At 71.9% G+C, this 14,039-nt stretch carries 15 protein-coding genes; 6 read left to right on the top strand and 9 right to left on the bottom strand.

Features of this window, described 5'->3' with window-relative positions; all coding sequences use genetic code 11:
- Positions 1-300 precede the first annotated feature (300 nt).
- The gene (locus O0S08_RS45235; RefSeq protein WP_269035734.1) at positions 301-813 is read right to left on the bottom strand and encodes a low molecular weight protein-tyrosine-phosphatase; all 513 of its coding nucleotides are present in this window, start codon (positions 811-813) and stop codon (positions 301-303) included.
- Positions 810-1,514 carry a hypothetical protein gene (locus O0S08_RS45230; protein WP_269035733.1) on the bottom strand — a complete coding sequence of 235 codons (705 nt, stop codon included), beginning with the start codon at positions 1,512-1,514 and terminating at the stop codon, positions 810-812. Before O0S08_RS45230 ends, O0S08_RS45235 begins: the two co-directional genes overlap by 4 nt.
- A 62-nt stretch (positions 1,515-1,576) precedes the next feature.
- Here O0S08_RS45230 and O0S08_RS45225 point away from each other — a divergent pair, with 62 nt between their 5' ends.
- The 5 genes from O0S08_RS45225 (at position 1,577) to O0S08_RS45205 (ending at position 5,705) form a co-directional block, all read left to right on the top strand.
- The gene (locus O0S08_RS45225; protein WP_269035732.1) at positions 1,577-3,247 is read left to right on the top strand and encodes a DUF5777 family beta-barrel protein; all 1,671 of its coding nucleotides are present in this window, start codon (positions 1,577-1,579) and stop codon (positions 3,245-3,247) included.
- 4 nt (positions 3,248-3,251) lie between these two features.
- Positions 3,252-4,082: a hypothetical protein gene (locus O0S08_RS45220; RefSeq protein WP_269035731.1), complete on the top strand. Its 831-nt coding sequence runs from the start codon at positions 3,252-3,254 to the stop codon at positions 4,080-4,082.
- 67 nt (positions 4,083-4,149) lie between these two features.
- Positions 4,150-4,443: an acylphosphatase gene (locus O0S08_RS45215; RefSeq protein WP_269035730.1), complete on the top strand. Its 294-nt coding sequence runs from the start codon at positions 4,150-4,152 to the stop codon at positions 4,441-4,443.
- 165 nt (positions 4,444-4,608) lie between these two features.
- Positions 4,609-5,352, top strand: coding sequence for a hypothetical protein (locus tag O0S08_RS45210; RefSeq protein ID WP_269035729.1), 744 nt, complete (start codon positions 4,609-4,611; stop codon positions 5,350-5,352).
- A complete protein-coding gene (locus O0S08_RS45205) occupies positions 5,349-5,705 on the top strand; it encodes a hypothetical protein (RefSeq protein ID WP_269035728.1) in 357 nt (118 codons plus the stop codon). Before O0S08_RS45210 ends, O0S08_RS45205 begins: the two co-directional genes overlap by 4 nt.
- 95 nt (positions 5,706-5,800) lie before the next feature.
- Here the strand turns inward: O0S08_RS45205 and O0S08_RS45200 are convergent, their stop codons facing one another.
- The 3 genes from O0S08_RS45200 to amrS all read right to left on the bottom strand — a co-directional run bounded on the left by O0S08_RS45200 (position 5,801) and on the right by amrS (position 9,205).
- The gene (locus O0S08_RS45200) at positions 5,801-7,021 is read right to left on the bottom strand and encodes a hypothetical protein (protein WP_269035727.1); all 1,221 of its coding nucleotides are present in this window, start codon (positions 7,019-7,021) and stop codon (positions 5,801-5,803) included.
- Positions 7,022-7,301: 280 nt separating this feature from the next.
- Complete coding sequence (gene amrB / locus O0S08_RS45195; protein WP_269035726.1) at positions 7,302-8,138, bottom strand: AmmeMemoRadiSam system protein B; 837 nt, start codon at positions 8,136-8,138, stop codon at positions 7,302-7,304.
- Positions 8,139-8,149: 11 nt separating this feature from the next.
- Positions 8,150-9,205 (bottom strand): AmmeMemoRadiSam system radical SAM enzyme, encoded by a 1,056-nt coding sequence (gene amrS / locus O0S08_RS45190; RefSeq protein ID WP_269035725.1) that lies wholly within the window; start codon positions 9,203-9,205, stop codon positions 8,150-8,152.
- Between the two features lie 69 nt (positions 9,206-9,274).
- Between amrS and O0S08_RS45185 the strand changes: the two genes are divergently transcribed.
- Complete coding sequence (locus O0S08_RS45185) at positions 9,275-10,234, top strand: alpha/beta fold hydrolase (protein WP_269035724.1); 960 nt, start codon at positions 9,275-9,277, stop codon at positions 10,232-10,234.
- Here O0S08_RS45185 and O0S08_RS51495 read toward each other — a convergent pair.
- The 4 genes from O0S08_RS51495 to O0S08_RS45165 form a co-directional block, all read right to left on the bottom strand.
- A complete protein-coding gene (locus O0S08_RS51495) occupies positions 10,153-10,590 on the bottom strand; it encodes an alcohol dehydrogenase catalytic domain-containing protein (protein WP_269041915.1) in 438 nt (145 codons plus the stop codon). The genes O0S08_RS45185 and O0S08_RS51495 overlap by 82 nt on opposite strands.
- 164 nt (positions 10,591-10,754) lie before the next feature.
- Positions 10,755-11,408 (bottom strand): GNAT family N-acetyltransferase, encoded by a 654-nt coding sequence (locus tag O0S08_RS45175; protein WP_269035723.1) that lies wholly within the window; start codon positions 11,406-11,408, stop codon positions 10,755-10,757.
- A complete protein-coding gene (locus O0S08_RS45170) occupies positions 11,359-12,519 on the bottom strand; it encodes a heme oxygenase-like domain-containing protein (protein WP_269035722.1) in 1,161 nt (386 codons plus the stop codon). The genes O0S08_RS45175 and O0S08_RS45170 overlap by 50 nt, the downstream gene beginning before the upstream one ends.
- A 388-nt stretch (positions 12,520-12,907) precedes the next feature.
- The gene (locus O0S08_RS45165) at positions 12,908-13,951 is read right to left on the bottom strand and encodes a sigma 54-interacting transcriptional regulator (protein WP_269035721.1); all 1,044 of its coding nucleotides are present in this window, start codon (positions 13,949-13,951) and stop codon (positions 12,908-12,910) included.
- Between the last annotated feature and the right edge of the window lie 88 nt (positions 13,952-14,039).

Here is a 14,039-nt window from a genome sequence, read left to right as displayed (position 1 = left end):
TGGTCACGGCGTCGCAAGCGCGATGCGCTTCGTGGGTCCTCGCAGCGGCGCACGTACGTGGCGCGCCGGCGAAGGTCTCAGGAGCGCTGGCGGACGCGCTCTCGTGGCGTCGAGCAGCCCTCGCGGGGCGCACGTGCGCCCCTGCGAGGAGGGAGCTGTCAGGGAGCGGCTCCTCTGTCGAGGCGGGCGCGCGGCGACTCGGCGATCGCCGCCTCTGCAGGCCTCGAAGACCATGTCTTTTCGAACATGTCCTGGAGAGCACGTTTTAAAAGACATGCCCTTCGAAGCAGGTCATTCGAGCTATGCTTTTTTGGACAGGTCGTCGAGCAGCGCGGCGCAGGCGCGGGCGATCTGCCGGTACGCGGTGAGAAAGCCTTCGGGGCCGCCGCGGACTGGGTCGGGGACGTCGAGGTCTGCGCCGCGGGCGCCGGGGTCGGCGAGCGACGCGAGCAGCCGGATGCGCGCCTGCTGGCCCGGGCCGGCGATCGGGCCGAACGCGGAGCCGGCGGTGAGGCGGCGCAGCTCGGAGGCGACCAGGCGGTCGAGCAACAGCACCTCGTCGAAGTCGAACAGGTCGTCACGCCGCAGCGGACGGCTCGAGTGGATCAGCTCGAGGCCGTGGTCGGCGGCGACCTGCACGCTGCCGGCGTGCGCGGGGTTCCCCGGGTCGGCGGCCACGCCGGCGCTGTCGATGCGGAAGCGCGCCTGAAGGCCGCGCTCGCCCGCGAGCCGCGTGAACACTGCGGCGGCCAGCGGCGAGCGGACGATGTTGGCGTAGCAGACGAACAGCACGCCGACGGGACGGGCGCTCATTTGATCAGCTTCTGCACCTCGGCGTCGTCCTTGACGATCTCGAACGTCGGGTCGAAGCCGACCTGCTTGAGCAGCGTCTTGCCGCCGCGCTTCGACACTTCCTTGAGCAGCTCGACGGTCGGCGCGGTGTCGCCGGCGTTGGCGCTCTGCTTGGCGAGGTTGAACACCGGATTCGGATACGTGGTGTCCTTGTCCTTGGCCCACGTGAAGAACGCGGCCGCGCGCTCGGGCTCGTCGAACAGCGCCTCGCCGCGGGCGTTGGCGGCCTCGGCGACCTCGCGCACCGTGGCGCCGCCCTTCTCGGCCTCCTCGAGCGCCTTCTTTGCGCGGGTGTCGGACGTCTTCTTCGCCTTTGCCTCGTCGAGCAGCTTCTTCTTGGCCTCGGCGGCAGCGGCGGGGTCGACCGCGGGCGGCGGGGCCTCGCCTGCGGTCGCAGCGGCGGCGTCGGTCTTGGTGTCCTCGGCCTTGGCGTCCTCGGCCTTGACGTCGCCGGACGGAGGTGTCGCGGGGTCACCAGCCGTCTTCGTCTCCGTCGACGGGGGCGGCTGGGCCACCTTGGCGTCGGCCGCCGGCGGGGTCTTGCTCTCGGCGTCGGTCTTGCCGGCGACGACGGGCGCGTCTTTCGTCGCCGACTCCGGATTCGTGTTGCACGCGAGGAGCGTCAGCGACGCAAGGACGAGCCGGGTGAAAGGTGGGCGCATGGCGCGGATATTATCGGAGAGTTTGGCGCCACGCATTGTGGTAACACTCACGGTTGACGCACATGCTCGCGCCTGCAGCACCACTCGTTCTGGCTGTCGTTTCGGCCCTCGCGCCGGCCCCTGACCTCGAGGCGAAGGTCAAGGCGATCTTCGAAGACAGCTGCACCGCCTGTCACGATGATGGCGCCGACGAGGTCTCGCTCGCGGGGTCACCCGCACGGCTGACCTCGGTGAAGTCGAAGGCGACCGGCAAGCCGCTGGTCGTCGCCGGCGATCCAGACGCCAGCTATCTCTACGCCAAGGTCATGGGCACCAAGGGCATCAGCGGCGACGCGATGCCGCCCGGCGACTCGCTGCCCGCGGCGCAGAAGAAGACGATCAAGGAGTGGATCGCCGGCATCAAGCCGGCGACCGCACCGACGCCCGCGGCCCCGGCAGCACCTGCCCCTTCGGCCAGCAGCGGCGCCGCGGCCGGCAACAAGAAGGCGGCCGACCTCGAGGTCAAGGTCCGCAAGCTGTTCGACGACAAGTGCAGCGCCTGTCACGAGGCGGGCGGCAGCGAGGTCGTGCTCGTCGGCGACCTGTCGCACCTGTCGCGCGACAAGTCGAAGGACGCGAACAAGCGCTTCGTCGTCCCCGGCGACCCCGACAACAGCTACCTCGTCGCCAAGCTGACGCCCGGCAAGAGCGTCAAGGGCGACATCATGCCGATGGGCGACGACCCGCTCAACGCGAAGGAGATGGAGCTCGTGCGCTCGTGGATCGTCGCGCTCGGCGAGTCGCCCGCCGGCGACGCGAGCGCAGGCGCGGCGGTCGAGACGCCGGCGCCGAGCGAGGGCCCCGAGGCGGCGCCGGGAGAGGGCACCGCCGACGCGGGCACCGACGACGGCAAGAAGGAGAAGGAGCGCGGCAAGCCGCCGTTCCACGGCACGTTCCAGATCAACCTGCCGACCACGACGACGCTCGGGCGCCGGACCTTCGAGTTCCGCATCGACCACCGCTTCGGTCAGGTCGGCACCGAGCGCGGCGCGTTCGGCCTCGACGCCGGCGCGAACATCTCGTACGGCTTCGCCTACGGCATCCTGAACGGCTGGGACGTGCTGATCCGGCGCACCAACTCGCGCAAGGGCTACGAGCTCGGCACCAAGTACATCCCGATCCGCCAGGAGGACGGCAAGAAGCTGAGCTTCGGCGGCTACGCCTCGGTCGAGTACCTCCGCGACTTCCCCAGCAACACCGCCAACCCGTGGGCCGGCAACATCCAGCTGCTGCTCAGCCGGCTGTGGTTCGACCGCTGGAGCACGCAGCTGACCGTCGGCTACCACCTGCGCACCAACCACTCGGCCAACGTGCAGGTCGACCTGCCCGACGACGACGTGAGCGGCCCGGTCAAGGTCCGCGACAAGCGCGGCACGCTCGGCATCGGCATTGCCTCGACGGTGTGGCTCGGTCAGAAGAAGCGCTGGGGCATCGACCTCGAGTACCACCTGCCGATCCCCGCCGACGTGTTCTTCTACCGCGGCGGCAACGCCGACCGGAACGGCAGCAACATCGGCTCGTGGGCGATCGGCGGCTCGGTCAACACCGGCAAGCACTTCTTCCAGATCTTCATCACCAACACCCGCGAGATCCACACCAACCTGTACGCCCCCGGCGGTCAGAGCAAGAACCCGTTCACCGACCGCGGCAACTTCTTCTTCGGCTTCAACCTCAGCCGCAAGTGGAGCCTGTAACGACATGTCCCGGAAGACATTCAAGTCCGTGTGCCTCGCCCTGGCGTCGACGACGATGCTCGCGGGTTGCAACCAGCTCGAGGCGATCGAGACCGAGGGGAGCGGCGGCAGCGGCGGCGGTGGCGTCCCCCCGGCGGTGCGCGAGGCCTTCGAGGCCAGCTGCGGCAAGGCCGGCTGTCACTCGCCCGGCGCGACCCTGCCGGCGCTGGCCGGCGACGAGATCGACGGCATCCTCACCGGCGAGGTCAACGGCGTGCCGCTGGTGACCCTCGGCGACACCACGAACTCGTACCTGGCGATCGTGATGCTGCCCGACGCGCTGCTGGCGAGCCTCGGCCTCACCCGCACCGTGCCGCGCATGCCGGCCGACAACGACTTCCTGAACCCCAACAACCAGGTCATCCTGTCGTGGATCGCCGGCGCCGAGTTCGAGGGCGGCGGGCCGGCCACCACCGGCGGCCCCGACACCGACACCGACACCGGCGGGACCGACACCACCGGCGCGCCCGCCGAGCCGACCTTCGCCAACGTGCAGGCGATCATCGACGCCAGCTGCTCGTGCCACTTCACCGCGCCGAGCGCCGCCAACGGCATGCTCGAGATGCCGATGGGCGACTCCTACGGGGCGATCGTCGACGTCAAGTCGGTGTCGACCGACCTCGACCTGGTCGAGCCCGGCGACCCGAGCGCCAGCTACCTGTACCTCAAGCTGGCCGGCGGCTTCGAAGAGGCCGGCGGCGCGGGCACGCTGATGCCCCCGGTCATGGGCCTGATGGACGCGGACAAGGTCGCCCTCATCGAGGCGTGGATCGCCGCCGGCGCGATGAACGACTGAGCGCCTGCGCCGAGGGGCATGTAGCAAGGGACATGTAAAAAGGGCCAGGTTACCGAGGACAGGACCGATGGGACAGGAGCTCGAAGTGGTCCAGGCGCTCGTCTGCGTCGACGGGCGCGTCCAGGGCGTCTACTACCGCGCCAGCGCGCAAGCCCGGGCCCAGGCCCTCGGCCTGCGCGGCTGGGTCCGCAACCTGCCCGACGGCCGCGTCGAGCTGCGCGCCCAGGGCACCCGCGCCCGCGTCGAGGCGCTGGTCGAGTGGTGCCGCAAGGGCCCGCCCTCGGCCCGCGTGGCGTCGGTCGACGTCGACTGGGAACCAGTCGACTCCGAGATGCCGCTCAGCTTCATCGTGCTGCGGTGAGGCGAGAGCCGACGGGGCTGGCCGCTTCGCCGCCAGGGCGAGCGAGCTCGTCGGAGCCCAAGGCCAGTTGGTGGTCTCGTCGAACGCGGCGGGTCGCCTGCGATACGGCGCGGCGGCTCGGTCGCCTGGACGACCTCGCGCGCTCGAGCTACGTTGCGCGCGATCATGGCAGTCCCTGCGCTCAAGTCCGTCGCGCTGCACCAGCGCCTGCAAGCCTTCCGCGCCGAGGACGGCTCGTTGCTCGGTGAAGTGCTGCGCGAGCTGGCCCAGGAGGTGGAACGCGAGCCGCGCAACCTGATCGCCTCGACGATCTACGGGCACGCGCTCGTGCTCGCCGGTCGGGCGCAGGAGGCCCGGCGAGAGGCGCTGCGGGGGCTCGCGCTGTGGCAGTCGCTGCCGGCGGTGACGCCGGAGGTCACGCTCAACGTGGTGGCGGGGCTCGGCGACGCGGGGTTCGTCGCGGAGGCGAAGCGCGTGCTCGAGAGCCTCGACGCTCGCGCGCTCGACGAGGCCGGGGCGGCCCGCCGCATCGACTGCGCGGCGCACATCGCCATGCGCTACGGCGAGATCGCCTGGCTCGAGCGCCGGCACCCCGGACACCCGTTCGTGCAGCTCCTCGCCGCGCGCGGGCTCACCACGGGTTGGCCCGGGCTGCAAGCGGCGGTCGAGGCGTACCTGGGCGAACGGGTCGCCTCGTTCGCGGCGTCGATCGAGGGCCTGGAAGACGCGCACAAGCAGTTGGTCCTCAACTACTGGACGGATTCCCACTCGTACTCGGAGATCGATCGCCTCCAGGATGGGGTGTGGGACACGGCCGATGGGGCCGCCGCGGACGCCCCGGAGGCCCTCTATCACGTGGTCTACATGATCTACGGCCCCGAGATCCCGGTGACGGAGATCGGCCCATGATCACGCCCGATGCGCTGTGGACCGAGGCGCTGCGACAGCTCGACCAGGCAGAGACGGAGGCGGCGCGGCGTGTGGCGATCGCGACGCTCTACTACGCGATCTACCACTCCGCGGGCAGCTCGCTCGGTCTCGACACGAGCGCGAGCGACAGCAACCACGAGCGCCTCCACGGTCTGCTGGCTGGCTCGCGCGAGGCGAATCATCGCCGGGCGGCCCAGCGCTACAGGAACCTGCGGACGCTCCGCGTGCGGTCGCACTACTACCTGCACGCGGAGGTCAGCGAAGGCCACGTGGAGCTGGCGCTGAGCCACGCGCGCGCCGTACGGGCGCTGCTGCGGTTCGAGCCCGCATAGGTGAGAGAGCTTCCCGGCGAGCTGCGGGCTGCCTCGGCCCGGGATGATTTCTCCCTGCGGGCGCGAGGACTGCGCGAGATGCCCCGAGCGCGGCGTCAGCACGGGCAGCCGATGTAAGGCACGGAGTAGGCGTCGCGCAGCTCGGCGCCGTTCGGGTCGTGGGTGCGCAGGACGGTCTCGAAGCCGTCGTCGGTGACTGCCTCGAGCACGCCGTCGCCCTCGAGGTCCATCAGCGCGGCGAGGCCGAGCCAGCCCGGCTGCTCGAGGCGGACGAGCCGGCCGTCGCGGCGCTCGAGCAGGAGGGCGAGGCTGCCGCCGAAGTCGTCGCTGCAGGCCATGCGGTCGATGAGCTGGAGCTCGACGCTGACGATCTGGCGCGCGCCGCCGATCTCGTGCCAGGCGACGGTGGTGAGGTTGCCGGCGACGAAGTCGTCCCAAGTCGACAGGTCGGCGCGGCGCTCGGTGTCCATCGGCGCGAGGTACTCGGCGTACTCGCCGGCGAGGGTGGCGAACTCCGGCTGGGCGCGCACGACCGCGGCGGCCTCGGCCGTCAACGCGGCGGCCTCGGCCTCGGTCGCGCCGCGGCGGCCGAACACGGTCGCGGGCGGGAGGTCGGCCCGGCGGGCCCACAGGCCGTCGCAAGGGCGGCCGTCGGCGGCCCGCTGGCGGGCCAGCAGCAGCAGATCGTCGGCCCCGGCGAATAGCTCTTTGACCATGTTCCGAAGGACAGCTTTGTCGGCGGGCGGCAGGTAGCTCTCCTGGCCGTCGTCCTCGATCGAATAGAAGACGTCGCCGATCTGCTCGAGGTGGAGCTTGGGCTCGCCGAGGCCGGCGACGCAGGTGCTGCCGTCGGCCGCGTGCACGACCATGGTCGCGTCCTGCAGGCCGCGCAGGCCCTCGGGCACGCTGTCCCAGCGGACAGATCGGGTGGCGAGCAGGTGGCTGGGCTCGGCCTTGATCACGGGGCGACCGCTGGCCCAGCGGAGGTCGGCGTGGGTGTGGAGCACCAGCGCCTCCTTGCGCACGAGCATCGCGTTGCCCGGACCCTCGGTCGTGGGCGGGAGCGCGGGAGCGTCGCTCGGCTCGGCGGCGGCAGGCTCGGGCGCGGAGACTGGAGCGACGGGAGCGGTCGGGGAAGGAGCGGGCTCGGCCGGGGCCGCGGCGACGGGGAAGGCGACGCTGGGCGGTTCCGACCCGGCAGGAGCGGACTGCGGCGCGTCGACCGCGAGCGCGGGCAACGTCTGCGAGACGAGGATCGCGGCGAGCGGGGCGACGAAGATGGCGGACAGGGCGACGAGATCGCGGGTGCGGGCCATGACGCCGCTCCAACGAATCGCCGCCCGGCCGTTATTTCGGCCGCCGCGTGCGCCGACGCGGGATACAGAGCCGCGTACACGGTTGCCGATGCGCTGCAGCGATCGCATCCCGAGTGACGCGGCGGCGCCGCGCGAGTGCAAAGCGGGACCGGGATGAGGACGTGTCGCCGTCGAGGACCGGCGAGCTTCGCGACGAAGCGCTCGAGGCGGAGAACGGACGTCCATCCGCGAGGAGGATCGCTGCCGAGGGAAGCCGCTGCTCTGCGACGAAGCCGCGTCGCTATTGGACGACCGCGCCGGCGTAGGCGACCACGCGGGCGGTGTCGCCGGTGACCTGGCCGGAGTGGGTGTAGCCGACGAGCTCGGCCCGCGTGGCGCCCAGCTCGAGCGCGGCGATCAGCGCGACCGTGGCCGGCAAGATCCCGCACATGCTGATGTCGTGGCGCAGGACGGTGTCGTAGAGGCCCGCGGGGTCGAGCGCGAGCAAGCGGTCGAGCGCGAGGTGGTCGAGCGCGGCGGCCTCGTCGGCGCGGAGGTAGTGGGACATGTCGCTGCTGGCGGCCAGCAGCACCTTGGGCGCGGCGCCGGGGGCGTCGGCCTCGAGCTCGCGGAGCGCCGCGGCGACGCCGACGCCGACGGCCTGGCACTCGGCGAAGTCGAGGCCGCCGAGGCAGACCGCGGCGATCGAGGCGTGCGGGTTGCGGGCACGGAGGAACGGCAGGTGGACCTCGATCGCGTGCTCGCGCAGGTGGGCCGCGGTGTCGGGCTGGAGGCCGGCGTGGCGGACCAGGGCGTCGGTGAGGTCGGCGGCGATCGGCACCGGCCCGGCCGGGGTGTCCCACGCGCCGCCCGGCCAGATCGATCGCCGCGCGCCGCGCCCGGTGTGGTTGGGGCACAGCAGCAGGACGCGCTCCGGGACATGTACGTGAGACCATGTCCTTCCGGCCAGGGAGCCGCTGTAGACGTAGCCGGCGTGGGGGGCGAGGATCATGCGGGCGGGCACCGGCATGACGTCGCGGACGAGGCAGCGCTCGAGCTCGCGGCGGAGGGCGCGCGGCTCGGCGGGGTAGAAGCGGTCGGCGACGGCGGGCGGGCGGTGCGGCTCGAGGTTCGACATGGGCGCTCCGTTCACAACAAATGATAGCGCCGGCCGCCGGAGGTCGACTGGCTGCGCTCGTCGAAGACGCCGGGGAGCTGCGCGCCGCAGCCGGGGCAGGTGCCGTCAGGCTTGACGCGGTTGGCCGCGACCGCGTGCCAGCGGCGTTCGATGAGCGGGAGGTCGCAGGCCGGGCACGAAGTGACGGAGCCGACGCGGTCCCAGATGTTGCCCGTGTAGACGAAGCGCAGGCCGAATGCGCGGGCCTCGTCGCGCGCGCGGATCAAGGTCTCGGGCGGGGTGGCCGGGACGTCCTGCAGCTTGTAGTCGGGGTGAAACGCGGTGAGGTGGAGCGGCACGTCGGGCCCGACGTGCTCGACGATCCAGCGGAACTGGGCCCGCAGCTCCTCGGGGTCGTCGTTGTGGCCGGGGATCACCAGCGTGGTCAGCTCCACCCACAGGCCGCGCTTGACTGACCACTCGATGGTCTCGAGGACAGGTTGCAGGTGCGAGAAAGTCAGCTTGTGATAGAAGCGCTCGGTGAAGCCCTTGAGGTCGATGTTCAGGGCGTCGAGCTCGGGGTACATGTCGGCGCGGGCGGCGTCGGAGATGTAGCCGGCGGTGACGCCGACGGCCGCGACCCCGGCGGCGCGGGCGGCTCGCGCCGCGTCGATGACGTACTCCGGGTAGATCGTCGGGTCGTTGTACGTGAAGGCGACCGAGGCCGCGCCCTCGCTGCGGGCCAGCACCGGCACGTCCTCGGGGGCCAGCTCGAGCGCGCGCTTGTGGTGCGACTTGGCCTTCGACAGGTCCCAGTTCTGACAGAAGCGGCAGCCGAGGTTGCAGCCGGCGGTACCCATGCTGAGGATCGTGGTCCCCGGCAAGAAGTGCCACAGCGGCTTCTTCTCGATCGGGTCGACTGCGACCGCGTTGGGCTTGCCGTAGGCCAGCGAGACGAGCCGGCCGTCCTCGTGCTTGCGCACGTAGCAGAAGCCGTGCTGCCCCTCGGACATCGTGCACAGGCGCGGGCAGGCGGTGCAAACGATGCGCTCGCCCTCGCGGTGCCAGTAGCGGGCCGGGTGGGTCATGAGAATCGAGCTTTGGCCCGAGCCGGGCGGCATGCAAGTCCGCGCCGGGGTGTGTAAGCTTGCGCCGCCATGTCAGGACGCCCCCAAGCCGAACCCGCCCGCGCCGACCTCCACGCCGAGCTCGCTCGCCTCGAGCACGCGTTCGTCGTCCACGACGATGTCTCGCTCCATGTCGTCCGCAGCCGCCCGTGGGACCGCGGCGAGCGCCGGGCGCCGGTGCTGTTCCTCCACGGCTATCCCGACACGGCCGACACGTGGTCGCTGCAGCTGGCGGCGCTGGGCCAGACGCACCCGGTGGCGGCGTTCGACCAGCGCGGGGTGGGCCGCTCGACGGCGTCGGCGAGCCGCAGAGGCTACGCGTTCGAGCGCTACCTCGGCGACATCGAGGCGGTGATCGACGATCTGACCGGTCCCGAAGGACAGGTCCACCTGGTGGCCCACGACTGGGGCGGCGCGCTGGCGTGGATGTTCGCCGAGCAGCCGCGTTACGCCCGGCGGCTGCGCTCGCTGACGGTCTCCGCCGGGCCGCACCCGGGCCTGTTCCTGCGCCGCCTGGGCCGCGCGGCCCGCTCCCCGCGCGAGCTCGGGTTCCTGTTCGATCAGCTGCGCAAGAGCTGGTACATCCTGTTCTTCCAGCTGCCGTGGCTGCCCGAGCAGCTGATCGAGCGCCAGTTCCCGGCGTTGTGGGTCAAGTCCCTGCGCGCCGGCGGGGTGCCGAAGGACGACCCGCTGCTGCGCGACTTCGACGCCGAGGGCACGCGCAAGGCGGCCCTGACGCCGCTGGCGCTGTACCGCCAGATCCTGCTCCACAAGCCGCAGCCGCTGCGGCCGATCGAGGTGCCGACGTGCCTCATCGTGCCGCTCCACGACATGGCGCTGCGCCCGGAGCTCTACGACGACGTGCCCGAGGTGGCGACCGATCTCGAGGTGCACCGCCTCGACGCCAATCACTGGGCCCATCGCCAGCGGGCGAGCGAGGTGTCGGCGATCCTCGAGGCGTTCATTCGTCGGGTCGAGCACGACTCCTGAGCTCGCTCGCGGCGACGCGCCCTAGCGCGGGCGGGTTGCCTTTCGTGCGCGCGCGCCGTCGTCGCCCGGAGGCACGCCGAACTGTCGCCGGTACTCGCGGCTGAACTGATGTCGCCCGCCTTCACGCGCGCGACGTCGGCGCCCACGCGAGCGACGCGTCCGACGATCTCGTGGCCGGGCACCATCGGATAGCGCGAGCGCCCGAGCTGGTTGCGCGTCTGCATGATGTCCGAGTGGCAGAGGCCGCAATGGAGGATGTCGATCACGACGTCTCGCGGTCCAGGCTCGCGCCGTTCGAGGGTGAATGGCGCGAGCGGGCGATCGGCAGCGGTGGCGGCGTAGGCGGCGGTCTTCATCGGCGTGTCCTCGTGCTTCGAATGCATCGAGACGGTAGCCGCGGAGGACGCCTCCTCGCGCGCCAATTCCAGGCAATCTCTTGCCTATTTCGATCACCTGCGGCCGGGCCGCACCGGCGGTCCTGGCAATCTGTCCTTTAAGACATGTCGATGCGCGCCGCGGATCAGGCCGCGAGGGGGAGGGGGGCGAACTCGACACAGGGGCCGTTGCGGAGGGCTTCGGCCCAGGTGTCGACGGCCTGCGCTTCGGGACAGGCGAAGGGGTCGGCCCAGAACACGCAGGTCTGATAGCGAGCGTCGGGGTAGGGGTGGAGGCCGAGCTCGTGGTCGACGACCGCGCCGAAGCGGCGGTAGAGGTCGAGCACGTGCTGGTGGGCGCAGCCGACGATCTGCGCCGCCCCGAGGGCGCGGGCGACCGCGAGGGTGGCGGCGGTCAGGGTGGCGGCGAGGTCGGTGCGGCGCCAGGCGGCCGCGACCCAGGTGCCGCACAGCTCGACCAGCGGGCCGCGAGCGCGGGCGACCGCCTGTCCGATGGGACAGCTTTCGCCCAGGGCCCGCTCGACCGGCAACGGGGTGCCGGGGCGATGCAGGTGCACGCGCATCCCGCCGGCGGCGGTGCCGTCGTGGGCGCGCGCGAGGACGACGAAGGCCTCGGCGATGTGCACTGTCCAGAGCGCGGCGACGCAGCCGGGGTGGCGGCGGTAGCTGTCGACCTGGCCGAGGCAATAGAGCTCGGCGAGGTCGGGGCGCTCGGCGGCGCAGAAGGCCTCAAGGGTCAGCGAGGAGGGGACGGGTGAAGAGGGTGAGATAGTCGGCATAGGCGTCATAGCTGGCGGTGAAGGCTTCGGATGCCAAGTGAAGGGCGGCGAGGAAGCGTTGCTGGGTGGTGTCGTCGCGCAGGAGGCGGGCGAGGACGACGAGGGTGGCGTTCCAGTGGCCGTCGTCGCCGCCGTCCTCGCGCACGTGGCTGACGAGGAAGCGGGTCGCCCGCGCGGGCTCGCGATAGCCCCAGCGGCGGATGTTGTCGGCGAGGTCGTCGAGGACGAGCGGGCCGACGCGCGCGGCCAGGCCCTCGGCGACGAACGGGGCGGCGAGGAAGCAGGCGAGGTCGCAGTGGAACGCGACCATGCTCTCTTGCAGGCTCATGAAGGTCAGCGTCGGGCCCCACGGGACCATGGCGTGGAGCACGAATTCGACGTCGGCCTCGAGGTAGCGGAGGTCGGCCTCGATGAGGCGGTCGTGCTTTTGTTCGCCGCGGAAGTGGCGAGTGAGGTGGTCGCGCAGCGGCTCGTCGTCGCACACCGAGATCGCGCGGGCCAGGAGGCGCGGGGTGTAGCGGACGTACTGGTGGGTGTTGGCGAGCGCGGCGACGTACTGCTCGCGAGCGAGGCGACCGGCGCGGACCGCCCGGCACCAGGCGTTGTCGGCGAACCTCTCCGCCTGGCGTGACAGGCACGCGGCCGCCTCGGCGACGAAGCGGCTCGTCAGCAGCGCGCGGCCGGCCTCGTCGCAGGCGGCGAACAGTCGATGCATCGCCACGTCGAGCGGCGCCGCTCGCAGCCCGCGTTGGCTCAGCGGCGACAACTGCATGGGGGCCAGCGACGGCTCCGCGCTGACCACCGCGGTGCGCTGCCAGATCCGCGGCCGCTGCAGCGCCATGTAGAGGAGCAGCGAGAGCTCCGGCGACCCGGGCGTGGCGTCGAGGTCGCGCAGCACCGCCGTGCGCTCGGCCCCCGCGAGGCTCGCGGTCGCCGGCTCGGCCTCGGCCGGGACCACGGTGACGCCGATCGTCCGCGCTCCACCGAGCAGCTCGACCCGCACGGCCGACGGCGCGGCGTCGAGGCCGACCGGTTCGCCGCGGAGGTCCCGCTCGCGCACGACGAAGCTGGCTGAAGAGACAGGTGATTGATACGCCCCGGATTGATGCATGACGGTCCGGTCCGCTGGGTTGCAGATCACATTCCAGGCCCGTAATGGGGCGCCCGCGGTTGTGGGCGGGTTCGTTGTCCAGAGCGCGCGACGGCGGGCGTCCGCGGGCGTCAACGCCGGTGGACGCAGGGTTCGGCCCGGTCTGCTGGATCTCCGCGGCGTCCGGCGGCCTCGCGGGGAGCTGCGGGGACATGCGGGCACCGGCGACGCGCGGACCCGCCCGCGGCGCTCGTCCCTACCTCGCGGATGTCATGCGGGGTGGACAGGGTCGTCGCCCGACGACGCGCCCGACGGGTGGACACGTGATCAGGGGGCAAAATCTCCAGCGTCTGCATCGAGTTGTCGGCGCGCGCGCGGGTGAGCCGGCGCGCCGCGCCGGGCGGCGCGATCAGGGGCGCGAGATGTCCAGGGTCTGCATCAGGTTGTAGATGTGCGCGCGCGTGAGGGCGAGCCGGCGCGCCGCCTCGGCGACGTTCCAGTTGCTGTCCTCGAGGGTGCCGCGGACCAGATGGGTCTGGAAGCGGCGCAGGGCCTCGCGGTAGTTGAGCGGGGTGGCGCTGTCGTGGCGGACCTCGCGGTCGGGCAACAGGTGGCGGGTCTCGACCTCGCGCGCGTCCTCGCCGGCGGCGCGGATGACCGCGGCCTCGACGGCGTTGGCGAGCTCGCGGATGTTGCCGGGCCAGCTGGCGGCCTGGGCGGTGACGAGTGTCCATTGGGACAGGTGCAGCGGCGGCAGGCGGTGGCGCACGCAGGCGCGGACGCAGAAGTGCTGGGCGAGCTCGGGGATGTCGTCGCGCCGCTCGGCCAGCGAGGGCACGCGGATCGGGACGACGTGGAGGCGGTAGTACAGGTCCTCGCGGAACTCGCGGCGGGCGACGCGGGCCTTGAGGTCGCAGTTGGTGGCGGCGATCACCCGCACGTCGGCGGCGCGCGGGCGGCTGGCGCCGAGCGGGTAGTACTCGCGCGACTGCAGCAGCTGCAGCAGCTTGGCCTGCGCGGGCAGTGAGAGCTCGGCGATCTCGTCGAACAGCAGGGTGCCGCCGCGGGCGGCGAACACCTTGCCCTCGACCGCCTTGACCGCGGTCGAGTGGGCGCCCGGGGCGGCGCCGAAGAGCTCGCTCTCGACGAGGTTGTCGGGCAGGTTGGCGCAGCTCAGCTCGACGAAGTTGCCGGCGGCGGCGCGCGGGCTGGAGGCGTGCATCACGCGGGCGACGTGCGTCTTGCCGGTCCCGGACGGGCCGGTGAGCAGGACCGAGACGTCGAGCGGGGCCAGGAGCGAGAGCTGGCGCAGCAGCTCGACCATCGGCGGCGAGCGGCCGATCAGGTCGTCGGCCCGCAAGGTGCTGCGGAAGCGGAGCGTCGGGTCGCGCTTCTCGTCCGGCGAGAACAAGGGCCCCATCTCCCCGTGGGCCTCGGGATGCGCGCTGTCCATGCCATCATAGTAGTCGCGGACACGCGGCGGCCGCAGGGCCGGCGACCGTCATGACATGTCCTTCGGGACATTATGAAGCGCACCTCAT

Origin of the sequence: Nannocystis punicea (assembly GCF_026965555.1) — a bacterium.
GTDB lineage: Bacteria > Myxococcota_A > Polyangia > Nannocystales > Nannocystaceae > Nannocystis > Nannocystis punicea.
Note: the sequence above shows the minus strand (reverse complement) of the source record. Positions and strands in the feature narration are given on the sequence as shown.

What these genes read in the sequence shown, in the direction of transcription:
- O0S08_RS45235 (WP_269035734.1), bottom strand. Translation starts at nt 813, where the DNA reads ATGAGCGCCCGTCCCGTCGGCGTGCTGTTCGTCTGCTACGCCAACATC.
- O0S08_RS45230 (WP_269035733.1), bottom strand. Translation starts at nt 1,514, where the DNA reads ATGCGCCCACCTTTCACCCGGCTCGTCCTTGCGTCGCTGACGCTCCTC.
- O0S08_RS45225 (WP_269035732.1), top strand. Translation starts at nt 1,577, where the DNA reads ATGCTCGCGCCTGCAGCACCACTCGTTCTGGCTGTCGTTTCGGCCCTC.
- O0S08_RS45220 (WP_269035731.1), top strand. Translation starts at nt 3,252, where the DNA reads ATGTCCCGGAAGACATTCAAGTCCGTGTGCCTCGCCCTGGCGTCGACG.
- O0S08_RS45215 (WP_269035730.1), top strand. Translation starts at nt 4,150, where the DNA reads ATGGGACAGGAGCTCGAAGTGGTCCAGGCGCTCGTCTGCGTCGACGGG.
- O0S08_RS45210 (WP_269035729.1), top strand. Translation starts at nt 4,609, where the DNA reads ATGGCAGTCCCTGCGCTCAAGTCCGTCGCGCTGCACCAGCGCCTGCAA.
- O0S08_RS45205 (WP_269035728.1), top strand. Translation starts at nt 5,349, where the DNA reads ATGATCACGCCCGATGCGCTGTGGACCGAGGCGCTGCGACAGCTCGAC.
- O0S08_RS45200 (WP_269035727.1), bottom strand. Translation starts at nt 7,021, where the DNA reads ATGGCCCGCACCCGCGATCTCGTCGCCCTGTCCGCCATCTTCGTCGCC.
- amrB (WP_269035726.1), bottom strand. Translation starts at nt 8,138, where the DNA reads ATGTCGAACCTCGAGCCGCACCGCCCGCCCGCCGTCGCCGACCGCTTC.
- amrS (WP_269035725.1), bottom strand. Translation starts at nt 9,205, where the DNA reads ATGACCCACCCGGCCCGCTACTGGCACCGCGAGGGCGAGCGCATCGTT.
- O0S08_RS45185 (WP_269035724.1), top strand. Translation starts at nt 9,275, where the DNA reads ATGTCAGGACGCCCCCAAGCCGAACCCGCCCGCGCCGACCTCCACGCC.
- O0S08_RS51495 (WP_269041915.1), bottom strand. Translation starts at nt 10,590, where the DNA reads ATGAAGACCGCCGCCTACGCCGCCACCGCTGCCGATCGCCCGCTCGCG.
- O0S08_RS45175 (WP_269035723.1), bottom strand. Translation starts at nt 11,408, where the DNA reads ATGCCGACTATCTCACCCTCTTCACCCGTCCCCTCCTCGCTGACCCTT.
- O0S08_RS45170 (WP_269035722.1), bottom strand. Translation starts at nt 12,519, where the DNA reads ATGCATCAATCCGGGGCGTATCAATCACCTGTCTCTTCAGCCAGCTTC.
- O0S08_RS45165 (WP_269035721.1), bottom strand. Translation starts at nt 13,951, where the DNA reads ATGGACAGCGCGCATCCCGAGGCCCACGGGGAGATGGGGCCCTTGTTC.